This window comes from Arcobacter siniprincipis (SeqCode), assembly GCF_048571125.1.
GTDB classification, from domain to species: domain Bacteria; phylum Campylobacterota; class Campylobacteria; order Campylobacterales; family Arcobacteraceae; genus Arcobacter; species Arcobacter siniprincipis.
This window is the reverse complement of sequence record NZ_CP182343.1, coordinates 1119448-1141000: the sequence shown is the minus strand read 5'-3', so window position 1 is coordinate 1141000 and position 21553 is coordinate 1119448. Positions and strand designations below refer to the sequence as shown.

General features: G+C 32.3%; 31 protein-coding genes. 8 read left to right on the top strand and 23 right to left on the bottom strand.

All coding sequences use genetic code 11. The features are described 5' to 3' along the window. The gene (locus ACNI3D_RS05840) at window positions 1–648 is read right to left on the bottom strand and encodes a S24 family peptidase (protein ID WP_419768601.1); all 648 of its coding nucleotides are present in this window, start codon (window positions 646–648) and stop codon (window positions 1–3) included. 28 nt (window positions 649–676) lie between these two features. Here ACNI3D_RS05840 and ACNI3D_RS05835 point away from each other — a divergent pair, with 28 nt between their 5' ends. The 4 genes from ACNI3D_RS05835 to ACNI3D_RS05820 are packed head-to-tail and all read left to right on the top strand — an operon-like array spanning window position 677 to window position 1602. After that, window positions 677–916 carry a hypothetical protein gene (locus tag ACNI3D_RS05835; RefSeq protein ID WP_419768600.1) on the top strand — a complete coding sequence of 80 codons (240 nt, stop codon included), beginning with the start codon at window positions 677–679 and terminating at the stop codon, window positions 914–916. Continuing rightward, window positions 903–1154 (top strand): hypothetical protein, encoded by a 252-nt coding sequence (locus ACNI3D_RS05830; RefSeq protein WP_419768599.1) that lies wholly within the window; start codon window positions 903–905, stop codon window positions 1152–1154. The genes ACNI3D_RS05835 and ACNI3D_RS05830 overlap by 14 nt, the downstream gene beginning before the upstream one ends. A 3-nt stretch (window positions 1155–1157) precedes the next feature. Continuing rightward, a complete protein-coding gene (locus ACNI3D_RS05825) occupies window positions 1158–1343 on the top strand; it encodes a hypothetical protein (protein ID WP_419768598.1) in 186 nt (61 codons plus the stop codon). Between the two features lie 13 nt (window positions 1344–1356). Further along, complete coding sequence (locus ACNI3D_RS05820) at window positions 1357–1602, top strand: hypothetical protein (protein WP_419768597.1); 246 nt, start codon at window positions 1357–1359, stop codon at window positions 1600–1602. 19 nt (window positions 1603–1621) lie between these two features. Here ACNI3D_RS05820 and ACNI3D_RS05815 read toward each other — a convergent pair whose 3' ends face one another. The 22 genes from ACNI3D_RS05815 to ACNI3D_RS05710 form a co-directional block, all read right to left on the bottom strand. After that, complete coding sequence (locus ACNI3D_RS05815) at window positions 1622–2401, bottom strand: DNA adenine methylase (protein WP_419768596.1); 780 nt, start codon at window positions 2399–2401, stop codon at window positions 1622–1624. 94 nt (window positions 2402–2495) lie between these two features. Beyond that, a complete protein-coding gene (locus tag ACNI3D_RS05810; RefSeq protein ID WP_419768595.1) occupies window positions 2496–3437 on the bottom strand; it encodes a contractile injection system protein, VgrG/Pvc8 family in 942 nt (313 codons plus the stop codon). A 13-nt stretch (window positions 3438–3450) separates the two neighbouring features. Then, window positions 3451–3654 (bottom strand): phage tail protein, encoded by a 204-nt coding sequence (locus ACNI3D_RS05805; RefSeq protein WP_419768594.1) that lies wholly within the window; start codon window positions 3652–3654, stop codon window positions 3451–3453. Next, complete coding sequence (locus ACNI3D_RS05800) at window positions 3651–4016, bottom strand: phage tail protein (protein WP_419768593.1); 366 nt, start codon at window positions 4014–4016, stop codon at window positions 3651–3653. The genes ACNI3D_RS05805 and ACNI3D_RS05800 overlap by 4 nt, the downstream gene beginning before the upstream one ends. Before the next feature lie 2 nt (window positions 4017–4018). Further along, complete coding sequence (locus ACNI3D_RS05795) at window positions 4019–6031, bottom strand: phage tail tape measure protein (RefSeq protein WP_419768592.1); 2013 nt, start codon at window positions 6029–6031, stop codon at window positions 4019–4021. Window positions 6032–6174: 143 nt separating this feature from the next. Further along, the gene (locus ACNI3D_RS05790) at window positions 6175–6462 is read right to left on the bottom strand and encodes a phage tail assembly protein (RefSeq protein WP_419768591.1); all 288 of its coding nucleotides are present in this window, start codon (window positions 6460–6462) and stop codon (window positions 6175–6177) included. 9 nt (window positions 6463–6471) lie between these two features. After that, a complete protein-coding gene (locus ACNI3D_RS05785; protein ID WP_419768590.1) occupies window positions 6472–6960 on the bottom strand; it encodes a phage major tail tube protein in 489 nt (162 codons plus the stop codon). A gap of 22 nt (window positions 6961–6982) precedes the next feature. Beyond that, window positions 6983–8152 carry a phage tail sheath protein gene (locus ACNI3D_RS05780; RefSeq protein ID WP_419768589.1) on the bottom strand — a complete coding sequence of 390 codons (1170 nt, stop codon included), beginning with the start codon at window positions 8150–8152 and terminating at the stop codon, window positions 6983–6985. Window positions 8153–8161: 9 nt separating this feature from the next. Further along, window positions 8162–8671 (bottom strand): hypothetical protein, encoded by a 510-nt coding sequence (locus ACNI3D_RS05775; RefSeq protein ID WP_419768588.1) that lies wholly within the window; start codon window positions 8669–8671, stop codon window positions 8162–8164. A 4-nt stretch (window positions 8672–8675) separates the two neighbouring features. Beyond that, the gene (locus ACNI3D_RS05770) at window positions 8676–9746 is read right to left on the bottom strand and encodes a phage tail protein (protein ID WP_419768587.1); all 1071 of its coding nucleotides are present in this window, start codon (window positions 9744–9746) and stop codon (window positions 8676–8678) included. Then, entirely contained in the window at window positions 9747–10370 is a 624-nt protein-coding gene (locus ACNI3D_RS05765; protein WP_419768586.1) for a phage tail protein I, read from the bottom strand. Further along, on the bottom strand, window positions 10367–11461 hold the full coding sequence (locus ACNI3D_RS05760; protein WP_419768585.1) for a baseplate J/gp47 family protein: 1095 nt from the start codon (window positions 11459–11461) through the stop codon (window positions 10367–10369). Before ACNI3D_RS05760 ends, ACNI3D_RS05765 begins: the two co-directional genes overlap by 4 nt. Then, entirely contained in the window at window positions 11461–11808 is a 348-nt protein-coding gene (locus ACNI3D_RS05755; RefSeq protein ID WP_419768584.1) for a hypothetical protein, read from the bottom strand. Before ACNI3D_RS05755 ends, ACNI3D_RS05760 begins: the two co-directional genes overlap by 1 nt. Beyond that, window positions 11809–12372, bottom strand: coding sequence for a hypothetical protein (locus ACNI3D_RS05750; protein WP_419768583.1), 564 nt, complete (start codon window positions 12370–12372; stop codon window positions 11809–11811). Beyond that, a complete protein-coding gene (locus ACNI3D_RS05745; protein WP_419768582.1) occupies window positions 12369–12683 on the bottom strand; it encodes a phage holin family protein in 315 nt (104 codons plus the stop codon). The genes ACNI3D_RS05750 and ACNI3D_RS05745 overlap by 4 nt, the downstream gene beginning before the upstream one ends. A gap of 48 nt (window positions 12684–12731) precedes the next feature. Further along, the gene (locus ACNI3D_RS05740; RefSeq protein ID WP_419768581.1) at window positions 12732–13034 is read right to left on the bottom strand and encodes a hypothetical protein; all 303 of its coding nucleotides are present in this window, start codon (window positions 13032–13034) and stop codon (window positions 12732–12734) included. Further along, window positions 13031–13456, bottom strand: a complete 426-nt coding sequence (locus tag ACNI3D_RS05735; protein ID WP_419768580.1) for a hypothetical protein — start codon at window positions 13454–13456, stop codon at window positions 13031–13033. The genes ACNI3D_RS05740 and ACNI3D_RS05735 overlap by 4 nt, the downstream gene beginning before the upstream one ends. A gap of 9 nt (window positions 13457–13465) precedes the next feature. Then, window positions 13466–13807 (bottom strand): hypothetical protein, encoded by a 342-nt coding sequence (locus tag ACNI3D_RS05730; RefSeq protein ID WP_419768579.1) that lies wholly within the window; start codon window positions 13805–13807, stop codon window positions 13466–13468. Further along, window positions 13798–14121 carry a hypothetical protein gene (locus ACNI3D_RS05725; RefSeq protein WP_419768578.1) on the bottom strand — a complete coding sequence of 108 codons (324 nt, stop codon included), beginning with the start codon at window positions 14119–14121 and terminating at the stop codon, window positions 13798–13800. Before ACNI3D_RS05725 ends, ACNI3D_RS05730 begins: the two co-directional genes overlap by 10 nt. Further along, on the bottom strand, window positions 14112–15098 hold the full coding sequence (locus tag ACNI3D_RS05720) for a major capsid protein (RefSeq protein WP_419768577.1): 987 nt from the start codon (window positions 15096–15098) through the stop codon (window positions 14112–14114). The genes ACNI3D_RS05725 and ACNI3D_RS05720 overlap by 10 nt, the downstream gene beginning before the upstream one ends. 11 nt (window positions 15099–15109) lie before the next feature. Then, complete coding sequence (locus tag ACNI3D_RS05715) at window positions 15110–15595, bottom strand: hypothetical protein (protein ID WP_419768576.1); 486 nt, start codon at window positions 15593–15595, stop codon at window positions 15110–15112. A gap of 12 nt (window positions 15596–15607) precedes the next feature. Beyond that, complete coding sequence (locus ACNI3D_RS05710; RefSeq protein WP_419768575.1) at window positions 15608–16516, bottom strand: phage protease; 909 nt, start codon at window positions 16514–16516, stop codon at window positions 15608–15610. A 137-nt stretch (window positions 16517–16653) separates the two neighbouring features. Between ACNI3D_RS05710 and ACNI3D_RS05705 the strand changes: the two genes are divergently transcribed. The 4 genes from ACNI3D_RS05705 to ACNI3D_RS05690 all read left to right on the top strand — a co-directional run bounded on the left by ACNI3D_RS05705 (window position 16654) and on the right by ACNI3D_RS05690 (window position 21484). Beyond that, on the top strand, window positions 16654–17169 hold the full coding sequence (locus ACNI3D_RS05705; protein ID WP_419768574.1) for a DUF1804 family protein: 516 nt from the start codon (window positions 16654–16656) through the stop codon (window positions 17167–17169). Between the two features lie 111 nt (window positions 17170–17280). Then, complete coding sequence (terL, locus tag ACNI3D_RS05700) at window positions 17281–18882, top strand: phage terminase large subunit (protein ID WP_419768573.1); 1602 nt, start codon at window positions 17281–17283, stop codon at window positions 18880–18882. Between the two features lie 3 nt (window positions 18883–18885). After that, window positions 18886–20274, top strand: a complete 1389-nt coding sequence (locus ACNI3D_RS05695; RefSeq protein ID WP_419768572.1) for a phage portal protein family protein — start codon at window positions 18886–18888, stop codon at window positions 20272–20274. Beyond that, the gene (locus tag ACNI3D_RS05690) at window positions 20267–21484 is read left to right on the top strand and encodes a phage head morphogenesis protein (RefSeq protein ID WP_419768571.1); all 1218 of its coding nucleotides are present in this window, start codon (window positions 20267–20269) and stop codon (window positions 21482–21484) included. Before ACNI3D_RS05695 ends, ACNI3D_RS05690 begins: the two co-directional genes overlap by 8 nt. Window positions 21485–21553: the final 69 nt, after the last annotated feature.

Sequence of the window (21553 nt, the reverse complement as noted above, 5' to 3'; positions counted from 1 at the left end):
TTAGACCTTTATTAAAACACCACAAACTCTACCAACAACATCTACATCATCTATATGTAATGTTATATCATCAAAAGATTGGTTATTTGATTTTAGAATAACTTTATCATTTTCTACTTTAATACATTTAATATATAAGCCATCATTTGTATTAATTAGATATACACCTGTACTATTTATATCTGTTTTACTCTTATCTATAAAGACTAGACTTTCATCTTTTATATCAGGCTCCATGGACTCACCAAATACTTTTAATACTTCAGTATATTTGTAGCTGCTATTAATATGGTCTAGTAATTGTTTATCTATTACAAGTGGAGTTGAGTCAAGTTCATAGTTTACAGCTCCACCTCCAGCTGAAGCTGTAACTGTTCTTTGATACTTTAGTATTATATAGTTTGATGTAGATTCAATCAGGGACTCAGGAAGCTGGTTAAAGAAGAACCAATTGATAGATATGTTTCTTTTAGCTAAGAAGCTCATAATCTCAAAGTATGGGATACTATTGCGATGCTTTTGTTTTCTAAAGTTTGACTCTTCTATTCCAAGAGCTTGTGCAACATCTTTGTCATATATCTTCTTATTTGGCATTTCTTTAGAGAGTATATCTTTTAGTTTTTCTATAATTTCGTTATAATCTTTCATATAAAATATTAGCAAAAAAAGGTTAATTATGGAGAATAAAGAGATACTTATACAGTTAGATAAGCCTACTGAAATAGCTGAAAAATTACAACAATCAATAATTGAATTTCTTTATAACAACAAAGGTAGAGCTAATAGAGAAAGCCTGAAGGAACACATTATAACTATAGTAGAAGACCCTATTGCACGACCTATAATTGTATCATTCGAAATAGATAATACTGGAAATTTAATAAATTTTACAAAGGATACTCATGAACCATTTTGAAAAGGAAAATGACTCTTGCAAAAATACAGATTTTTCTAACCTTGGGAATGATATTAAAAAAGTAATGAATGCTACTTCTTTATCTACTGATAAGCAAGTTAAAGACATGAAGAAAATCAATGGTGTAACTGTATGGGGAACTCAAACAATACAATCAAATAAACTTCGAGAAATAGTAACTTTTAAACGTGCTGACCTAAGCCATATAGTTTATGATTATTTGAAAGAGGGAAAATAGCCTATGAAAAAGAATAAAATTTGGGAAACGACATTTGATGAAATTGTATCAATAGAACATAGAATCGAAGCTGGAAAACAAAACTATTATAAAAAAGACCTTCATAATAATTCAACAGTCTTGAGATTATTATTCCAAAAAGAACTTTTTTACCTACAATATAAACTACTTAAATTTATTAACATATAATTAAAGGATATCAATGTCAACAATAGATGATTTAAACAACTTACTCGCTAGTAAAGACACTTTATCTTTAGAAGAATTTAGACAAAGAGCTATAAACCTCGATGTTGATTGCGGAAATTGTAATAGTAAAAAATGTATTAAAGATGCTATTAATGCGAAAATTTCAAGAATAGAAAACCCTTTTAATTTAAGTAAAGTTTTGAAAGAAATTAAGAAACCATCTAAAGATGAAGATAATGATTTAAACTTAAATAGATAAAACCCTCTTAAGGGTTTATCTAATAATTCATAACAAACACCTCCCGAACACTCTTATTCTTTCCATGCATATTCTTACCCAGCGTGTACTCTATCTCTTTACTACTTACTATTTTGAAGTCTTTATATAACTCACGCACCAGCTCACAGTCATTGTATGAGAGTAAAAACTTACCTTTTACTTGTGACAACAGTGCTGCTAACTCTTTATGCTCTTTGATTCCAAATCCACCTGTATTTTTATAGTAGTTTTCAGTACTTACATATGGTGGGTCAAGATAAAAGAGCACCTCTTCTTTATCATATAGAGGTATTAACTTTTGAAAAGACATATTTTCTATGGTCACGCCCTTTAGCCTATGACTCCATTTATTATATGATTTGTATATGTCTTTAGGTTTTCTTCCACTCTTAGCAGCCATGGCAAAGTTGTCGCCTTTTGAGCCAAAACTTTGCACAAGTTGGTAGTAATAAAAAGCAGCTGCTTCTATATTGTTTCTTGGTTTCCATCTTCTTTTTTTAATATCATCAAATATCTCTCTTGAGACTAACATTTGATTTAAGAAAAAAGATAGTGTTTCAGGATTGGTTCTCATAGCTCTATGTAAGTTCACAAGCTGAGAGTTTATATCATTTACTATTTCAAGCTTACTTTTTGGTTTAGCATAAAAGACATTTAAAGCCCCACCAAATACTTCTATATAAGTAGTATGCTCAGGCATTAAGCCTACTATATCTTTGGCAAGTTTACTCTTGCCACCTACCCAACCAAAGGGTGCTTTTAATTTTGTGCTCTGCATATTATCTCCGTTCCAAAAAGTCACAATTTTGAGCCGATATGACTTTTTTAGTTAAAATTTTTATGCAGTTAGCTTGAGGGAGTTGACTGTGCTTTTAGTTTTCTACTTTTATACTTATTTTCCAACCACTACTATTTACAGTATGATCTACCTTTTTGATGTTGTATTCATCATCATCTTCTAGTGTTCCTGTAAGGTCTAAGATTCCACCAGCATATATTTCAAAACCATCACATTTTATAGTTCCATCTTTTGTTCCAGCATTTGCTTTTTGTAAAGCAGCCATTGCTTTTGCTTTTGCATCAGCTTCACTTTCGAAAGCATCTTTAATCCAATATATTGGTTCACCATCACCTACAGTTACACTTTTTTGTTTATTCTCTTTTGTATCCCGCCATACAGCTTTACAGCTATTGTATGAACTCTTGTTTGTGGGTTCTATTCTTATATTATTGTTATCACTTTTTTTTAAAGCAAATCTAGGTAAATCAGCAGATTTTTTACCATCTTTAATTCTTTTTTGAAATACCAAAGTATTGTTTTTTATTGAAAACAAAGCGTTATATTCAGAGGCTATTCTTTTTAAAAAGTGCAAATCACTCTCAGTAGTTTGTTCTATATGAAGTATATAGATATCTTCAAAATCACTCTTTGTGATTAGTTCATGTCTCTTAGCTACTATCTCACATATCTCTTTAATAGAACAGTTCTCATAAGATTGGCTTCTTTTAACTTTCAAATTCTTAGAAAAATCAACAGCAGTTGCTGTAATACCTAAAAAGTTCTCTTCTCCGTAAGTAAGTGGAGTTCTTGAGACTTTGAACATACCACAATAAAAAAGTCCCTCTTCTTTAGTTCCAAGCCAAAGCTTAAGTTCATCTCCTGTCTTTGGTCTTTTATGTAAGCCTTCAACCCTTAAAGTTATCTCATCAGATACAGTTCCATCTACATCGCTAAAGCTTATCTCTGAAGTTTCACTATTAAGCTGTTGCGTTACATCCACACCATTGGCTTCAAGTTTAAATTGTATTTGCATCTTATCTCCCTACTTATGACCATAGGGCTTTTACAGTTTGCACTTGAGCTTTCTCTTCAAACTCAGGCAAATCAACATGATCTCCCAAATCTAAAATAACCTTAGATAAAAGCTTTGGATTTAAAGCGATAACATCATCCAAATGATTTAAGTCACCATAGTGTTCTAGTACCACATCATTTAGTGTTTTATTTTTTTGTTTGATATATACAATCATTTAAAATACCTCTCAAGCTTCAAAGTAAAACTTTGTTCTAAGTGTTCACCTGTATTTAAAAAGTTAGATTTATTTGTTGATAAATTCATCATCATTACTTGTATTGTAGGTAAACTTGGAAGAGATAAGACAACTGGCTTTTGAGCCTCACCTAGTTCTCTTAAACTCTCAAGCTCTTTTATACTTTGCATGATAAGAATTCCTGATAAGGTAAATCCTCTTTTCCCCTTAGATGGGGCTTGATGTTTAGGATAGTTTCCAATCCTAAAAGAGCTCACAATACCAAAGTCTATCTCTTCAGATATAGACTGTAGCTGTGCTTTTGTCATTTCGAATTTATACTCGTCTATCATTCCTAACATCTTTAGTCCTCAAAACTTCTATTTCTTTTTCTTCGTTCTACATTTTCAATGGCATCTTCAACTGCTTTTGTTACATCCACATTACTATTAGCATTGGATGCATCTACTTTTAGAGTATATGCATTTTGTTGTGTAATTGGTGCTTGAGGTTTTACTTCTCCTGTTGTTATTGGATTAGCAGCTAGTGCAGTTGTTGTTAAAGCTGTTGCTGCTAATTTTCCTATAGGTTTAGTTTTTTTAGGTGAAGCTTCAGTTTCATCACCACCACCAAATCCAATAAAACTAAGTAATTTTTTACCACCCTCATAAATACTATTAAATAAGTTTCTAACAGGCTCAAATTTCTTATAAAGAATAACTCCCAATCCAATTAATGCAGATATTCCTATGATAATCAATCCAATAGGATTAGCACTCATAGCAGCATTAAAAAGCCATTGTGAAGCAGTAGCTAATTTTGACCATAAAGCATAAGCTTTTAACCTAAAATTCAAAGCATTAAAAGATGTAGCACTCATATAGTTCTGTGCCATTTGCATAAAAAAAGCTTTTTTCAAAGTATTAGTTGCTAAAGCAAGTCCCATCTTTGTCAAGGTAGCTATTTTCAGAACTGTTACTAATCCAACTATTCCAAAAGTTACCCCACTAACAAGAGGAATAAACCAAGAAATATTTTCATCTACCCAAGCTATACTTTTAGCAAATCCACCTAAAGTACTAGCTGCAAAATTTACAACAGGAATCAAAACTTTACCAAAGGTATAACTAGTGTAAGCAACAGCATTACTCATCTTTTCCCAACCATAACCACTATCCATAGCTAAAGCCATTTTTTCTGCTTTTTGAGTTCCCTCTTCCATAGATTTACTGATATTTTTTTGAGCAGTTCCTAACTCATCAATTAATGGTAAAAGAGCTGAAATTGTTTTTACTGCTTCTGTACCTCCGAATGCAGTAGTTAACTCATTACTTTCAGCTAAGCTCAAATCTCCATATTTATCTTTTATCTTTCCTAATATTTCGACCATAGGAAGCATTTTTCCATTACTATCTACAAACTCCAAGCCTAGTTCTTTTTGTGCTTTTCCAACCCCATTTAAAAAGGCTCTATAACCACTTCCAGCTTCACTTGCACTAGCATAAGCCTTTTTACTCATTCCAATAATTGCCAACTCTTCCTGTAAAGATACACCCATAACTTTTGCACTTGCACCCACATTAGAGATACCAGCTGCTAAGTCAGCCCCATCAGTTTTGAAAGCTTGAACTGCCATAGATATAGCCCCACTAAACTTTTTACCAAAGTTCATATCTGAAGTAAAGTCATTTCTAAAAATACCATATCCCAAAGCATAAAGGTTAGTCATATCTGCAATTGATGCTTTTGTTGCAACTGCTGTTGTTGCAGCCATTTTAGTCATATCTTTAACACCTTCATCACTTAATGAACTAATACCACTTTTAATATCGTAACTAGCTTTGATAAAAGCAGGTGCTGTTATTTGACCAAACTGTAAACTCATATTATGACCAGCTTTAGTTATGGCATCAATACCTTTTTTACTAATATCAAGAGATCTAATTTCCCCTTGAGCTTTTAAAACATCACTAGCAACATTTGAAACTTTTTTCAATCCATAAAGTGCTGCTCCAATTCCTAAGATTGAAGCCTTTTGTTGTGCAAATTGTTCTTTAGCACCTTTGATTTTAATATCAATTTTTGATGCTTTTTTTAGATTTATTAAACTTAGTCTTAAAAGTTTACTATCATGATTTAAATTTGAAGTATCAATTCCAGTTTTTTTCAATGATCTAGATAATCTATCTAATTTTTCTTTGTTGTTTGATGCATCTTTTGAAAGTGTTTGAAACGCTTTTATATCAAGCTTTGTCTTACTCATTCTTTTAATACTCTTATCAATACCAAGAATACCAAAGTTAGTTGTTTTTAAAGAAGAGTTAAAAGAGGAAGATACTGCTCCTTGAATAACTATTCCTAAGCCAATTGTTTTCAAAGTATCCTCCTCTTATTGTGGGTTTAATTGCTTATAAAGTTCATTTGCATTGTGTAAAATTTTTTCAAATGTTGAGACTTTTTGTTTTTTCATATCTTCTATCGAAAAATGACACACATGACCTATAAAGGTCATGCGGTCAATTACTTCGTCCCATTCGAAGATTGAAAACTCCCCAAACCCTCAACCAGAGCTTCAAATATATGTATTGGTAAACCTTTTACTTCATCAACTGTAAAACCTGTAAGATTAGCAACTAAAGTAGCATTGTTATCAATCTCATCTTCAATATGATTCACAAGTTCAATATCAGTTACAAGTGGTTCTCTCATCACTATTTTTGAAACGGGCTTACCACCTATTTTAAGTTCATCTTCAATCTCAATAACTACATCACCTAACTTTGCTTTTAATTTATATACTTTTGACATCTTCTTTCCTTATTGTAATGCTTGTCTAGCTTTTTGAGTATGGTCAACTCCACCATGTAAACCTTTACCATTATCATGGTCAATATCTGAAATAACTTCATTATTGGATTCATGATAATAAGCTCTTAACCCTTTTTGGCTAACAGTTACATCTAAAAATTCCCCAGGCTTAGAGTTTCCATATTTAATTGACATTCCACCTCTACAGTGCCACTCTTCAACATCATCATTTTCACCTGTTTTCATTGTTCGTTTTGCTTCAATAAGTGCATTGTCTCTTTTAGCCATCTCTTTGTAGATACTAGCTGGTATTGATTGGAACTTATATTCCACATCTAAACTCTCAAAAAGTGGGACAGTAACTTGTGCTTTTCCCACTCCTGTGTCTTGCTCAAGTTGTACTAAAGCAACATCTGCTTGTTTGAATTCACAAGAACCAATATTCCCAATTCCATTGATAATTACATTTACACCTGTTATAACACTTCTAGCTTTCATACTTCGTCCTTTTGTTTTTTAATTAAGCTGCATTTAGCATTTCATACACAAGAGGTGCATATCTATCTGTTTGATTAAATGTCACACAAATTCTCTCAGCCACAGGCATCTCTTGAAAGTCAATAATAAAATAAAACCTACCAGCTGTTATTTCTGATGGAGTTGTTCTTTTCATGTCAAGTCTTACTTCATGAGCCAACATCACATTTTTACCTACTAGTGTATTCATAAACTCTCTTAGAGATTTTTTTGCTTCTCTTAATTGAATAATTGGTTGGTCAACAGCAAAGAAAATACCTTTTAAAACAGCAGCACCAGCTAAGTCTATGATTCTAACTCTTCTAGCATTTTGCCAAATAGGGTCAGCATCTGTTGTTTTATAGTTCCATGTTCTAATACCCATATAAGTAATAAAACTCATAATTTGAGCTACAGTTAAAGGATCTGTCTCATCTAATACTCCAGCTACAAAATCAGAAGGCTCTTTAATAGAGCTAAAAGGTAAAACCTCATTTGAAATAGAACGAGAATAACCAATCTCATCAGCACCATCTACATATGCTCTAAGCCATGCTAAAACTACACCACTATCATAATAATCTGTACTTTCAGTAGCTGTATTCCATTTACCAAGTGATGTTTTGGCTAAAGTCACTCTATCACTTCCAAATAAATCTCTTTGAGATATTGCATCACCATTTGAATCTGCATCCAAATCAAAAAATGTTCTAGCTTTAATAGCATTACATACAGTAATTACACTATTAGCTACATCAACATCTCCAATAGCATAATCAGCAACAGAAATTATGTCAGGGTTATATCCAACAACACTTCCCTTTTTACTTGCAAGGTTTATTGTAGATGCCACTTTTTTAATTGAGTTTATTCCCTCAATAATATTTGATTTTGTAACAGCATCATCATCACCTTCATTACACACTATTAAAATAGTAGGTACGATAGTTGGAAATTCATCAACACCTAAGCTAAGATATTTCATCATATTTCCAGCACTACTTCCTGAAGTTGCTGACATATAATCCTTTGCATCAGAAGGACTATCAAAACTATAAGTTCCAGCTTGTACAGCTGCGGTACAAACTAAAGCAATTGGCAAGGTTGAATTTATTGATATCGGTCTTGCACTTTCACTTGATCGTTCAACTACGACTCCTCTTTCTGTACTCATTTCATCTCCTTAATATTTAAATAAAATCGCTGCTTTTGCAGTCATTGCTTTTTCACTTGCTTCCACTAAACTCTCAAGCTGTACAGTATGAGGTTTATTATCAGCACCTTTCCAAGTAACTGTTTGGTCTTTATAAACATACTTATATGCCTCAGCTGGAGTCATGATAGTTGGAACAGTCTCTCCAGCTTTTACAATACCAACAGAAATAGCTCTTTGAAAAGTAGCAGTTGCAATAGCTACAACTGCAGCCATGTTTCCTATGGCTTCTTGGTTGGCATCATAAAGAACTGTGTTGATATCTATTACTAGCTCGTTTAATTCTTTTGTTTTTTGTATTTTTGCTTGAGATTCTTCCCTTTCTCTTTTTGCACCAACATTTTCAACAAGAACAAATTTTTCATTTTCGTATTTCATTCCACAAACCACATTTTCTACTGTTTTTTTAAATCCATTTTCAGCATTTGGTTGAACTTGAATAACTATATTATTCTTATCTACTTTAAAAAATTTTTCCATGATATTATCCTACCTTCCAAATTTGAACTTCTGCATAAATTTCAACATTTCCATCACCGATAGCAAATCCTAGATTCCCCGATGTTGGGAAAAGAGTCCGATAATGATCTAATCTAAAATTTTTAGAATCTGTTAGAGTTACTAAGCTAGGTTTAATATTAGAATCAGACTGTGCAGCTTCATTAGAAGTTGTAACTCTTTGCTGAGTACCTACAATTTCAATTCTCTCATCAGTTATGTTGTATAAATTTATTCTATGCAGCATACAATTTCCAGCTGTTGCAGAAGCACTTATTAAAAAACTTCCTGCAGGAAGTGTTATAACACGATTGCTTAGTGAAGCACCATCAATATTATTAGTTATTATTGTATTTAAATCTCTACTTTCAAGATAAGCTGAACCATTTCCATTATCAATACCACTTGGTTTTTGTTCTTGAATATGTAGAAAATTATTTAAAGTTAAAGTGTTTTTCAGTGCAGTCTCCATTTGTAATTTATTAACTGCTTCACTATCTTCATTTGCGGCTTTGACTTTAAACTTTTGGGTATTACTCCCACCAAGTTTTGCATAAATCAAATCATGGTTATGATTTTTATCAGCCTTAGTAGCAACCTTTTGATTCACAAAATCTTGAGAAGCCATCACAATAGATGGGTCAATTTCTAACTTAACAACATCTGCATTTGCAACTTCAAATACAACTATAAGGTCTACTTCTTTAGCAGCTCCATCTGTTAATATAGATTTATAAGTCTCAGGATAGTTTCCTACTGCTATCAAGTCACCATCAACATCATATATACCTATCTCTCTTATCCAAAAGTTACCATTATCAGCTGGTACTAGTGAACGAGCTATGAAATGGTTTTTATTTACTTCATCTTGTGTTAGCTCACTTAAAGGTGCTCTAAACTTTTCATTTACTAAAGCTTCTTGAGAGATATCAGGGACAGGAACTACTCCGTTACCATCTCCAACTGCTATTTCTGATAAATTAATAGTCGAATTAGCAGCAGTTGCAGCTGCTATCTTTTGGGCTCCTATGTTTGTTAGTACTGTAAAATATTCCATTTATACTCCCCTTGGTCTTATTATCAAAGTCTCAATAGCATGGACAGCTATCAGGACCTTTTTTGTTACATTCATCTCAATATCTTTTAATATCTTAGGCTTCACAGTGATACTTTCACGACTTTTAATAATGGCAGCATACTTATGCATTCCACTATTTTTCATGTTTATAGTGATACCTGACAGATGTCTACTTTCAGGCTTTGCATCATCTATTAGTCTTATTGTTTTATTTAGATTTTCATCTGTTACACTTTTCTCAGGTGTTACATTTACTTTTATTTTATAAGTACCAGCAACTCCATCATGTTTGTTCCATGGTTCCACCTCAATCTCATCTCCAAATACTGAAGATGCAGCACTATTTACAGCCCATACAGTTCCATGTAGTCTTATGATTTCCCTTGCATTTTGTAGATATTTTCTAGCTTCCATCTCATCAAGCCCCAAAATACTTACATCTAAATCCAAAGCTAAGTGAGGTAAAAGTGAAGCATCACAATCCAAAGGATTGATAGTCACTTTCTCAAGCTCTTGAAAATCAAAAGTTTCTGCTCCTAACTTTTCAATCGTTCTTTGAACTGCATCTTCATTTGGTGGCAAGATAGATTTAAAATCACTCATAAAGAAGCCTCCACATAGTTTGGAGTAACTGTAATACTCAAGTACTCATTTGGCTGCACACTTAAATCAACAGCATCCATAACCACTTCATATACATTTGCTACTTCTAAAGCTTTTATAGCTTTTGAGTAAGGGAAAGATTCCCCTATTTTGAACTTATTTGTAAAGTTTGATTGGATCTCTTTATCCACACTAGCTGTTTGCAATAAATCAAGTAAATAAACATTAGGAGTAAGAGTTACCTCTTTTTTAATAGCAGCTTTTACATCTACTACATCACAAAAAGCTTGAACTCTATCAGAACCTTGTACTGCTCTTACATTGTCTAATACTTCACTCTCATTATTTGTGGCTAAGATATATAAGTCTATTAGTAAAGGAGCTGGAGATATTACTTTTACATCAAATACCCTCTCATCAGCTAACTTACAAAAATATATATAAGCTTTTTTTCCACCAGCTGTTGAGTACTTATTTAAGCTTAAAATTGCCCTTTCAAAAAACTCCTCGTCCGTCTCTCTTGAACTTCCACCTTTGAAAGTATCAAGAGCTTTTACAGTTACCACATGGGGAAATGTAGAAATAGGAGTTTCAGTTTTGATATCACTTTCTTTTACTTTTAAATCAAGTTTTACCTTACCCTCAGCACTTAACTCCCCGTGAGCTATAATCACATTTGCCATCAAATAAGCTTGAACAGTTCCCTTATCACTTAAGATAAAACCTTTGGGAATAATTACATCATTTGATAAAGGCTCTTCTAACTTAAACTCATAAGGAGCTGTTGGTTCTTCTCCAAGATGTCTTTGCTCTCCACCATAAAACCCAAAGATAAAATTATCTAAATCATCATTTTGACAATAGTGTGGAAGCATCTCTTTAATTTTGTTGTTTAAAGCTACATTATGAAAAGCTTTTCTATATGCTGTATTTTCTAACTGCATCAAAATAGAACCTGACTCTATTAGCTCTACATCAGGATGTCTTCCTTTAAACTCAAGCTTTAGGTCAGTCAATATCGACTCAGCACTTTGTTCTACGAAGATTTTAAGCTCAGGTAACTTATCAATCATCTCTTTTAAGCTGCTCATTAAAATCCTCCCATTTGTGTTGTTATATCAAACCCTTCAAAATTGATTGATGCAGTAACGCTTCCTGTTGTTGCATCCACACTTACTATTTCCACGCTTTTTGGATTTAGTCTTTCATCCCATGGATTATTATTGTCATCAAAAAAGCACTCGAATAAATACTTTCTAAATAACAATCTCCACTCTTCGTCCATAACCTTATCAATAAGCTTATGCATCTTACTTCCAAACTTATTTCTCAAAGTTCTACTTGTAAGTGGTGTTGTAGTTATACGAGTAAAGCTCTCGTCAATAGAGCTATCAAAGATTTTACTAGCAACTGCACTTATTACTGATACTGTTTTCATCTAAGCCTTCTTATTTGGTGGAGTAGTAATTCCTCCAGCACCAAAATGATCTCCAGTTTTTTGTGTATGGTCATGAGTATCATCTATTGGTGTACCATTGTGAGTTATTGCCCCACCATCAAAATTAGTATTTTCTGCTTTAATATTTATCTTCTTAGCGATAAAATCTATTTCATTAACACAAGATACAATTAGCTTTTTATTTTTTGTATCGTATGAAAATCTAGTCCCATCCTCAAACTCAATTACTGCAATATTCTCATTAGCTCCACTTGGAAGTTGACACTTCTTATGAAAAATAGACCTAATAATAAATCCACCATTGATGTTTCCAAATGGACTTATCACTATGACCTGTTCACCTGAACGAATAGGGAAAAAAGCTCTTCCAAAAGAGTTGGCTAAACTTTTAACAGGAATAAAAGGACTCACACGCTTATTGATTCCATCATCATCTAAAATCACACGAGCTAAGTGTTGACCATCTAATATTTTGCTCTCATGGATAGTTCCAATTTGAACGAGATTGTTAAGTTTAACTAGCAGCTGTGATAGTGTTATCATTTTTTACAATCCACATTAAAGTACTTACATACTATTTTAGGAATCACCTCTTCCAAAAATACAATAGACCTTGTACCCATATGAGAAGAGATACCAATACAACCAGCGGTAAGTATGTCATTTACATTGAGACCTTTACAAATAAGATAGGTAACTACTCCTATAAAAAAAGAGATAACAATATCACCTACAAGTTCGCTAAAACTAAATCTAGTGATAGTTCCATCTTTTGTTTTTCTAATATAAGAAGTTACTCCACCTAAAATAGATAAAGCACTTACATAAAGAATTATCCATGTATATTTACTCATAAAGACCCCAATCGCTTCCATTAACTTACCACCAACATTTTATAAATATTATTCTGGCGTCTTCTCTTCGCTTGAAGAAGTAGTCGCATCTGTTTTTTTTCCTACATTCACACTTTTATATACATCTTCGGCAAGTCCACCAGCACCTTCAACCGCACTATTTACTTTTTTCAACTTATCAGCAGTAGCATCTGAAACAACACCCTCTTCTATAGCTGTTTTACCTATAGCTTTAACTACCTTTTGGGCAATTTTTGCTTTATCCCAAGAAGATTCAACCTCTGAATTATCGCAACCTGTACAAGCCATCATCATAAATGCAGCAACAATCATTAATAAAAACTTTCTCATCGAAATTCTCCTTTAAATGTGATTATTTTTTCATCTGATACAGAATCTTTACCATCTGCAAAAGATTTATCCCCATACTTAACAACAGCCACAAAGTATTTAGTAGCTCTTAAAAGTCTAGGTATCAGTAAAAGCTTGTTTACTGAGTACCACTTACTATTCATAGCTGCATCAAGAATTACAGCTGTCATGTTGTATAAAAACATCACATCGGTAAAAGTTTTATCTAGCCATGTTTTACCATATTTATAACCGTAGTCATGAGGACAACAACAGTTATCTCTTATATTCAAACCATACAAAGTGTCAGGAACTAACTTACCACTTAAGTCAAGCTCACTTCCACAGCCATTGCAGTCTTCGCTAATTGCATTTGCTTTATGTTCCCACCATGGTTTTGGTGCATAATTTGGTAGTTTCATAGTCCTCCTTTATTCTGTATCGCCAAGGACACTAAGACTAACTTCATAAGCTAATAATCTGTCAATTTTGACCACTTTAGACGATACTTCCAAGTCTTCGTTATGTGAAATTTCATACTTACCTAGCTCAGAAAGAAGCTTGTCTAATCTCTCTTCAATGGGGTCCTCATTTCCACATAAACTAAACCCAGCAATAGTAATTATGAATTTAAATTTAGATTTAATAAGATTGGTTTTTAATGAACCACTCACATGGATATAATTTCCTTTTGAGTTTATATCTCCCTCAACATCAATTAACTCTAGAGATGTCATCCCTTTGACTTTTTCTTTAGTAGTAATTAACCCCATATATTTTCCCTTTGTCCTATTTTCACAAAACTAGCTGGAGTTATTTCTCCTTTTATTTCTATACTAGATGCACTTTTAACACTTTTTAAAGCCTCTTTATAAAGGTCTAAATCTTCCTCATCTACACCATTCTTTTTAAGCATAAGCATTAATCTAAAGTTGGCGATATCCAACTTCACAGTATCGCCTACATCTTTATTTCCTACGATTTCATTTGCTTCTACTATTGCAGCTGATAAAAGCTCAGGTGTAACTTCAGCGGGATTTGATAATCCCGCTTTAGCTCTTTTTTCTAATCTTCCGATTAGTTCCATGCTATTTCTCTTACTGCATAAGGTCTTGTATTAATAGGGATAGCAATAGACTCCCCAATTAAATTAACACCTGAACCATCATCTTTCTCTTTTACTTTAGAGAAGTATTCATCAGGCTCACCAGCTATTGCATCTACATGTTCAGCATGAGTATAAAACTCTTGGAATGCATCTGTACCAACAGGCACTAAAATACCTTTTCCATTTTCAAAGAACTTTCTAGTGTTTCCAAATTTATCAGGGTATGCATTTGTAATAGGACGGATAAGTTTTCCATTGTAATCAATACAAGTTCTACCATCATCTTTTACTTTTTTAACAGTACCATTTGTCCCTGTAAGATTTTTATTTACTGCATAATCCCAAATACCATTAAAAGCAACTCTATCTGTCATCATTTCATATTCGGGTACATATCCGAACTCGTTTACCAAGTCATCTTCATACTCTTCAAATTTAGACTCAGGGTTGATTGATGAATTTAAGGCAAAAGCTGCATGATCATCAGGTTTGAATTTAAACAATTCTTTACCACTACCATCTTTTACGATTCCAGCCATTGCTCCAAGTCTCATGTACTCTTTGGTAGCAGTAAATTTGTTTTTAATTTCTCCACCTTTTTTTCCAATGATTTTTGCAAAAGCATCTCTTTGTTTTTCAGGGTCATCAAAACTCATAAGATGTTTGATATCTTTTACAGAGATATGTTTAGTGTCAGCAAATCTAGCCAACTCTACAAATAACTTATGAATAGATTCATCTGAACTATCAGGTCTAGGTGCACCACTTGGAATTGCTTCCATGATGATTGTGTTCCCTCTCTTAATAGGAATTTTTAAGCTATCAGAGTATTTACCTTCTCTGTCTTTAAAATATTTATTTCCAAAATATTCATTTGGCATAACAATCTGATTCATCATTGCACAAGTCTCAATAACACCCCACTCAGCAAGTAATGCTAATAGTAATTCATTCATTTTTCACTTCCTTATTTCATTAAAATATTTGGGAAACCAGCCACTCTTGATGACTCATTAAAGCTATACATTTGATGTGATAACAACTCACAATCCACAGCAACAGCACAAACAAGAGACTCTTCAGTTTCAGTAGCTTCTCTTTCAAAAGTAATCATGGCAGCACCATTAATTACATACACTCCATCATCTCTCCACTTCGTATCATCATCAATAGAATCAGCAGTTGGGTTTTCTTCAAGAGCTGTAAAAATATGACCTGATGAAATTGCCTTAGAACCATTTGCATAATCTGTTTTTGCATTATCGTACTCATCTATATAAGCTGGTACAAAAGTTTTACCACCATCAGTTGTCACCAATAAGTCAGCAGGTCTTAGCTTAGTTCCAACAGGAATAGTTACAGTTGCTTTTACTGATTTGTGGATATTAATAAAAATATCATCTTGAGTTTTACCTCTCGTATTTAGTGCGTCATACGCATTGTTTTTTTGCATCTCTTCTCCTTATTATTTAGATCCAGCTTTTGCTGCAATCTCAATTCTTGATTTATTACTGTTTTGTTCATTTGGCTTAATAGATAGCCCCAGCTCTTTTGCTAAATTAGAACCCGCATTATTTTGAATATAACTATTTAGTTGCGCATCATCTAAGCTTTTACAAAATTCTCTGTCTTTTGGTAAAATTTTATTTTGCTCTACTGCTAAGTCAATTCTCAAAGATTTATTAACTTCTTTTTCAGTTTTCAAATCAGCTTGAATTTTTTTATAGTTTTCTTCAGCTTTTGTTAGTTTAGAGTTTGTTTCTTCCAACTCTTTTGCAGTACCTTCAGCAGTTTCTACTGCTTGACCTTTCTCAGTTTCTAAAGTAGTGATTTTGGTATTAAGCTCTCTTATCACTGATTCATCAGCTTTTGAATTTAAAGCTTTATTTACTAAATTTGGAGCATTTACTAAACCTACACTATCAAGTGACAGTACAGACCTATCTTCTTTATTTCTATCCATGATAAAAGCTGGACTTACATATCTATAAAACTTACCATCAATAAGCTCTTTACCTAAATCATTGATTTCCAAAGAACCATATATTCCATCTTTTCTAAGTTCTAAAGAATTAAAATCAATCCATCCAGCAGCTTTACCACCATAAAGCACATCAAACCCATGATTGATTTCAAAAGGAAGGTCAACTGCATTTGCTTTAGTGTTTGCAATAACTGCTTCACCATCAATCTTAAATACCCTTCCATCAAAGCCTACGACTTCCCCAATAGGAGATATAAGTATCTTTTCTCCTTGTTTAAAGTTTAGTTCTATGGCTTTTTGAAGATGAGTACTATTTTCTTTAGAGTTATACTCAATGCAATGTCCACTAAGTGCAGCGACAGTTGCAAGTGACAGTAATGTTTTTTTCATTTTGCTTCCTTACATTTTTTCAATGTAAGCATTATTACACACCTAAAAAAGGTAATTTCCCAAAGATTTTGGGAAATTAGCCCTAAAAAATAGTGCAAAATTGTTGAACATAGTTAGCTAAATAAGAAAGAGTGATCATGGCAAAAGAAAAAAGTAAAAAAGCAGTAATAAAAAAACTTTATATAGATGATGGTTTAGGAGATAGTGAAATTGCCACTAGACTTAATATAACTAGAGGAACAGTAAGCTATCACAAAAAGAAAGACAAAGACCTAGGTATTGACTGGGATGAGATAAGAGCAAGTAAAAATTACAATAACCTTACCTCAAGCGAAAACTTTGAAAAAGACCAACAACAATTTTTAACTACATTATTCAATGCCTTCGAAAATGAAAAAGAAGCCATAGAACAGATACAAGACCCAGCTGAAAAACTTAATAAATTAAATGCCTTTGCCTCTAACTACTATAAATTGAAAAGACCTAGTGTAAATGATTGTAAAGGAGTAGCTGATAAAGCTGCAAGATTAGCTCTAGAAACTATTATTGATTTTAGTGAGCAACATGATAAAAACCAAGTGATAGATTTTTTAGCAGAACACTTCGAAGATATTGTTGCAAAAACTGTAGAAAAAGTGAAAAAACACAAATGAGCCATATCTCTAAAATAAAGCCTTTTTGTATGCAAACCGACAAATCATACGACAAAAAGAAAACAAGAGTTTTTAAACGGGTTTTAAACGCCTTAGTAAAAGGAATTTAAATTGACTTTAGAATATGAAGAACTAAAAAAAAGAGTATCCAGCTTAAGAGCACAAAATGACTCAGGCAAATCAACAAGAAGAAAAAAAGCTTTAGAGGATTTTAAATTTTTTGTATTGAACTATGTGCCTCATTATCTTGATGGAAATGATAAAGAAACCTCAAGGTTTAGAAAACAGTTTTACAAAGAAGCAGATAATGTAGCTAAGAAAAATAAAATCAATCTATACTTTGCCTATAGAGGAAGTGCAAAAACTACTGTTGGTTCAAGAGCAATGTGCTTATGGAGAAGTATAAGAAAAATACATAAATATCCAATTCATGTATCTGATGGTGCAGAATTAGCAACAGAAAACTTAGAAGCTATAAAACTAGAATTTGAAGAGAACAAAAGATTAAAAGCAGACTTTGCTATTTCAAAAGGTTGGGTTTGGAAAGATAGAGTTTTTATAGTAAATATTGAAGGTCACTATATCAAATATCAAGCCTTTGGGTCAGGTACAAGAATCAGAGGTAAAAACTTCATGGGTACAAGACCTGATGATATTTATTGTGATGATTTAGAAAATGATGTAAATATAGAAAATCCCGACCAAAGAACAAAACTATACAAATGGATTATCAAAGTTCTATTTAAACTACCGAATAGAAACAAGCCTTATAATATTTGGTTCTTTGGAACAGTACTGCACTTTGACTCTCCACTTATGAGATTAAGCCAAAGAGTAGATGTAAAAACTCATGTTTATCCTGGGATTATTTCTTTCCCAAAAAAAATAGATCTATGGGAAAAACTTTATGGCATAGCTAAAGCTGATGGAGATTTAGATAATGCCTACGCTTTTTATTTAAAAAACAAAGATGCCTTACTTGAAGGGTTACTAACTGATGACTCTAGCTGGACAATTCATCAAAAAGATATGGACTACCCTGTCATCTTTTCACTTATGCTTGATTACTTTGAAGACCCCAAAGCCTTTGGGGAAGAGATACAAATGGATTCAACGGATATTGTTGGTCAGATATTTAAACTTCAATATTGGGCTTACTTACCTACTGATTTAGTTTACTATATGGGAGTTGACTCAGCTTTAGGAAAAAGTAAAGGTGACTTTGCAGCTATTTGTATCTTAGGGTTTTCACAATCTGTTAAAAAATATTTTATTGTAGATGGTTTTATTGCAAGAATACATCCTGATGAAGTTGCAGTTAGGATGTTTGAATATGCTCAAGATTACTATTTACAAAATATAGGATTTGAAACCGTACAGTTCCAAGAGTACTATAAAGATACTGTTCAAGATGAAGCCATCTTACAAGGCATACATTTTCCTGTAACTCCATTATCAAATACAGAAGCTGGAAAAGCATTAAGAATTGAATCAATTGCACCATCTACAAATAATGGAACTATTTTATTTAACCCAAACATGAGAGCCTTTAACGAACTATTTACAAGATATCCAAAAGGGCATGATGATTCTCCAGATGCAACAGAAATGGCATATAGAGTAGCAAGATATAAAACAGCAAACTTCAAAGATGTTAAAGCTGTACAAAAAGCAATGAAAAACAAATTTAACTATTTAAAAAAAAGGTATTAAAAGATGTTAGGAAAAATCACAAAAGCTATAAAAGGCTCAAAACCAACACTAAAAGAAAAAATTGTTATAAGAGGTACAGGCTTTAGCTCAAAAGCTACAATATACAATGATATAAATATTCCCCTTATAAAGCATATACTAAACACTCAAAACTTCACAGAGACCATGAAGCTATATAGAACTATGCTTAAAAGAGATTGGCAAATAAGTGGAGACTTAGGAGAAAGAAAAATTAGAATCATAGCTGCTAAACATTCCATAGAAGGTGGAGATAAAAAAGCACTTGATTTAATCAATACTTATTTTAAGAACATAAAGTTAACTTCTCTTTTAGCTGATATAAACTCAGGTATTGATTACGGATATTCTATAATAGACCTCATTTGGGAATCAAAAAATATAAATAATATCACTTACTTTTTACCTACAAAATTTAATTTTATAAATCATGTACTTATCCAAAAAGATGATAGAAGAGGTATTTATATACAAGATAGTAACCTAACCAAACATTTCTTAGAAGAATCTCCTTATAAGCTCTTATTCCATACTCACAAAATGGATTCAGGAGATATTTTAGACTACTCAACACTATCAAAACTTATTTGGATATTTGCTATTAAGCACTTCATTGTAGGTCAATCTATGAACTATTGTGAACTTTTAGGAGTTCCACCTATAGTTGTAAACTCAAGTGCAACAGATAAAGAAACTATATTACAAATGTTTGAACAAGTTCTAGAGTTAAGAAGTGGAAGTGCTGGAGTATTTGGGAAAGATGATAAAGTCTCTTTAGTAGAAGGTAAGGCAAATGGAGAGATGTTTATGAAGTTTATAAAATATGCTGACAATGCAATTTCTCATATTATCTTAGGTGGAACGATGTCAAGCTCTGATAGTAGCTCGGGAAGTTATGCAAGAGACAAAACTCATAATGATATAAAAGAATCATATCACAAAGCAGATATGGCACTTATAAGTGAAACAGTAAATGATCTTATTAAAAAGATTTGTGATTTAAACTTTTCAGACTTAAAAGAGTATCCAACTTTTGCACTACTTTTTGAGACAAGTTCTAATACACAAAATACTATACAAAAAAATGGAAGAGAGATAAACAATACTAACATTTCAAAAACAAATATAAAAGAATACAACTCTACTTCAAAACCATTTGACCACATAGATAAACAACTAAATGAACTAGATACAAAAAATATAGAGAAGGAAACTTTATCAGAGATATATGACATCATAAATGAAGCAGATAGCTATCAAGAAGCTGTAACTATGATACAAGAGCAATATGGAGATTTAGGCTTAGAAGAGTTGAACTCTGTCATGAGTGACTATATTGCAAATGCAACTATTCAAGGTCACATTGATGAGTGACATAATAAAACTTGATTTTAAAAAAGCTCCAGCTAAAAATATAGCCTACTTACAAGAAAAGAAAAAAAAGATATCTTTTGATTATAAAGAGATAGAAAAAGAGGCACATCATAAAGCTTTTACTGTAGCTAAAATCATGCAACTTGATATATTAAGTGATGTTCAGGGGTCAATAATCCAAGCACAAAAAGAAGGGAAAAGCTTTAAAAAGTGGAAAAAAGAACTAACTCCAACCTTACAAAAAAAAGGCTGGTGGGGAGAAAAGGACATTATCAACCCTACAACAGGAGAAGTAAAAAAAGTCTATATAGGTTCAAGAAGATTAAGAACTATATTTGAAACCAACATGAGAGCAGCTCATGCACAAGGAAGAGCTAATAATATATATTCAAGTACAAATGAATATATACAATACAGTGCTATCATGGATTCAAATACTAGACCAGACCATGCAGCTTATAATGGAATTGTAAAACATAGGAATGATGCTTTTTGGAATAAGAACTTTCCACCAAATGGGTGGGGATGTAGATGTTATGTAAAATCTTTATCAAAGAAAGACCTTAAAAGAAGAGGTATAAAAGTAGATAGAATCAAGTATAAAGATTTCTCTGATAAAGACTTTGCATATGATACAAGATTCTTATCAACTGAAAGTTTGGAAAACAGCTACTATAATAAAGCTATAAAGCTAGCTCAAAATAGCTCTGAAAAAATACCTCAAAATGCCATAAGTTATATTTATTCTCAAGATAGAATAAAATCATATCAAAGCTTTGTAGATGAAGTTATAAAAGATGTTAAATATCATAAAAATATAATTACTACAGGAGCCATTGATTTTGAAGTATTTAAGTTCTTGAAATCAAAAGATATTATGCCAAGTACTCCTCACATATACTTAAGTAAAAAAAGTCTATTGCACATGACAAGAGAGGCTAAACAAAAAAATAGTACAGCTCTTAGTATAGAAGAGATAAAGAATATCCCTCACTCATTGAAAAATCCATATATGGTAATCTATGATGAAGAGCACAAAAATATACTATATGTTTTTAATGGAGAAGAGAAAAAGAATAAAATAGCTGTTGAAGTAAACTATAAACATAGAGCACAAGAGTATAACATGATTGTAACTACTGGAAAAGTCGACATTGATACTATAAATGGAAATATTGAAAGTGGAGTTTATAAAGTTATTAAGAGATAGATGGTGCATTTCGAGTACACGAATACGGTTTCCCGCCACTTTACCACTTAAGCGTACATCTAACCCTTA

What these genes read in the sequence shown, in the direction of transcription:
- ACNI3D_RS05765 (WP_419768586.1), bottom strand. Translation starts at nt 10,370, where the DNA reads ATGAGTGATTTTAAATCTATCTTGCCACCAAATGAAGATGCAGTTCAA.
- ACNI3D_RS05745 (WP_419768582.1), bottom strand. Translation starts at nt 12,683, where the DNA reads ATGAGTAAATATACATGGATAATTCTTTATGTAAGTGCTTTATCTATT.
- ACNI3D_RS05835 (WP_419768600.1), top strand. Translation starts at nt 677, where the DNA reads ATGGAGAATAAAGAGATACTTATACAGTTAGATAAGCCTACTGAAATA.
- ACNI3D_RS05825 (WP_419768598.1), top strand. Translation starts at nt 1,158, where the DNA reads ATGAAAAAGAATAAAATTTGGGAAACGACATTTGATGAAATTGTATCA.
- ACNI3D_RS05715 (WP_419768576.1), bottom strand. Translation starts at nt 15,595, where the DNA reads ATGCAAAAAAACAATGCGTATGACGCACTAAATACGAGAGGTAAAACT.
- ACNI3D_RS05770 (WP_419768587.1), bottom strand. Translation starts at nt 9,746, where the DNA reads ATGGAATATTTTACAGTACTAACAAACATAGGAGCCCAAAAGATAGCA.
- ACNI3D_RS05780 (WP_419768589.1), bottom strand. Translation starts at nt 8,152, where the DNA reads ATGAGTACAGAAAGAGGAGTCGTAGTTGAACGATCAAGTGAAAGTGCA.
- ACNI3D_RS05815 (WP_419768596.1), bottom strand. Translation starts at nt 2,401, where the DNA reads ATGCAGAGCACAAAATTAAAAGCACCCTTTGGTTGGGTAGGTGGCAAG.
- ACNI3D_RS05720 (WP_419768577.1), bottom strand. Translation starts at nt 15,098, where the DNA reads ATGAATGAATTACTATTAGCATTACTTGCTGAGTGGGGTGTTATTGAG.
- ACNI3D_RS05805 (WP_419768594.1), bottom strand. Translation starts at nt 3,654, where the DNA reads ATGATTGTATATATCAAACAAAAAAATAAAACACTAAATGATGTGGTA.
- ACNI3D_RS05800 (WP_419768593.1), bottom strand. Translation starts at nt 4,016, where the DNA reads ATGTTAGGAATGATAGACGAGTATAAATTCGAAATGACAAAAGCACAG.
- ACNI3D_RS05725 (WP_419768578.1), bottom strand. Translation starts at nt 14,121, where the DNA reads ATGGAACTAATCGGAAGATTAGAAAAAAGAGCTAAAGCGGGATTATCA.
- ACNI3D_RS05830 (WP_419768599.1), top strand. Translation starts at nt 903, where the DNA reads ATGAACCATTTTGAAAAGGAAAATGACTCTTGCAAAAATACAGATTTT.
- ACNI3D_RS05820 (WP_419768597.1), top strand. Translation starts at nt 1,357, where the DNA reads ATGTCAACAATAGATGATTTAAACAACTTACTCGCTAGTAAAGACACT.
- ACNI3D_RS05775 (WP_419768588.1), bottom strand. Translation starts at nt 8,671, where the DNA reads ATGGAAAAATTTTTTAAAGTAGATAAGAATAATATAGTTATTCAAGTT.
- ACNI3D_RS05740 (WP_419768581.1), bottom strand. Translation starts at nt 13,034, where the DNA reads ATGAGAAAGTTTTTATTAATGATTGTTGCTGCATTTATGATGATGGCT.
- ACNI3D_RS05755 (WP_419768584.1), bottom strand. Translation starts at nt 11,808, where the DNA reads ATGAAAACAGTATCAGTAATAAGTGCAGTTGCTAGTAAAATCTTTGAT.
- ACNI3D_RS05810 (WP_419768595.1), bottom strand. Translation starts at nt 3,437, where the DNA reads ATGCAAATACAATTTAAACTTGAAGCCAATGGTGTGGATGTAACGCAA.
- ACNI3D_RS05730 (WP_419768579.1), bottom strand. Translation starts at nt 13,807, where the DNA reads ATGGGGTTAATTACTACTAAAGAAAAAGTCAAAGGGATGACATCTCTA.
- ACNI3D_RS05710 (WP_419768575.1), bottom strand. Translation starts at nt 16,516, where the DNA reads ATGAAAAAAACATTACTGTCACTTGCAACTGTCGCTGCACTTAGTGGA.
- ACNI3D_RS05695 (WP_419768572.1), top strand. Translation starts at nt 18,886, where the DNA reads ATGTTAGGAAAAATCACAAAAGCTATAAAAGGCTCAAAACCAACACTA.
- ACNI3D_RS05840 (WP_419768601.1), bottom strand. Translation starts at nt 648, where the DNA reads ATGAAAGATTATAACGAAATTATAGAAAAACTAAAAGATATACTCTCT.
- ACNI3D_RS05760 (WP_419768585.1), bottom strand. Translation starts at nt 11,461, where the DNA reads ATGAGCAGCTTAAAAGAGATGATTGATAAGTTACCTGAGCTTAAAATC.
- ACNI3D_RS05790 (WP_419768591.1), bottom strand. Translation starts at nt 6,462, where the DNA reads ATGTCAAAAGTATATAAATTAAAAGCAAAGTTAGGTGATGTAGTTATT.
- ACNI3D_RS05735 (WP_419768580.1), bottom strand. Translation starts at nt 13,456, where the DNA reads ATGAAACTACCAAATTATGCACCAAAACCATGGTGGGAACATAAAGCA.
- ACNI3D_RS05690 (WP_419768571.1), top strand. Translation starts at nt 20,267, where the DNA reads ATGAGTGACATAATAAAACTTGATTTTAAAAAAGCTCCAGCTAAAAAT.
- ACNI3D_RS05750 (WP_419768583.1), bottom strand. Translation starts at nt 12,372, where the DNA reads ATGATAACACTATCACAGCTGCTAGTTAAACTTAACAATCTCGTTCAA.
- ACNI3D_RS05705 (WP_419768574.1), top strand. Translation starts at nt 16,654, where the DNA reads ATGGCAAAAGAAAAAAGTAAAAAAGCAGTAATAAAAAAACTTTATATA.
- ACNI3D_RS05785 (WP_419768590.1), bottom strand. Translation starts at nt 6,960, where the DNA reads ATGAAAGCTAGAAGTGTTATAACAGGTGTAAATGTAATTATCAATGGA.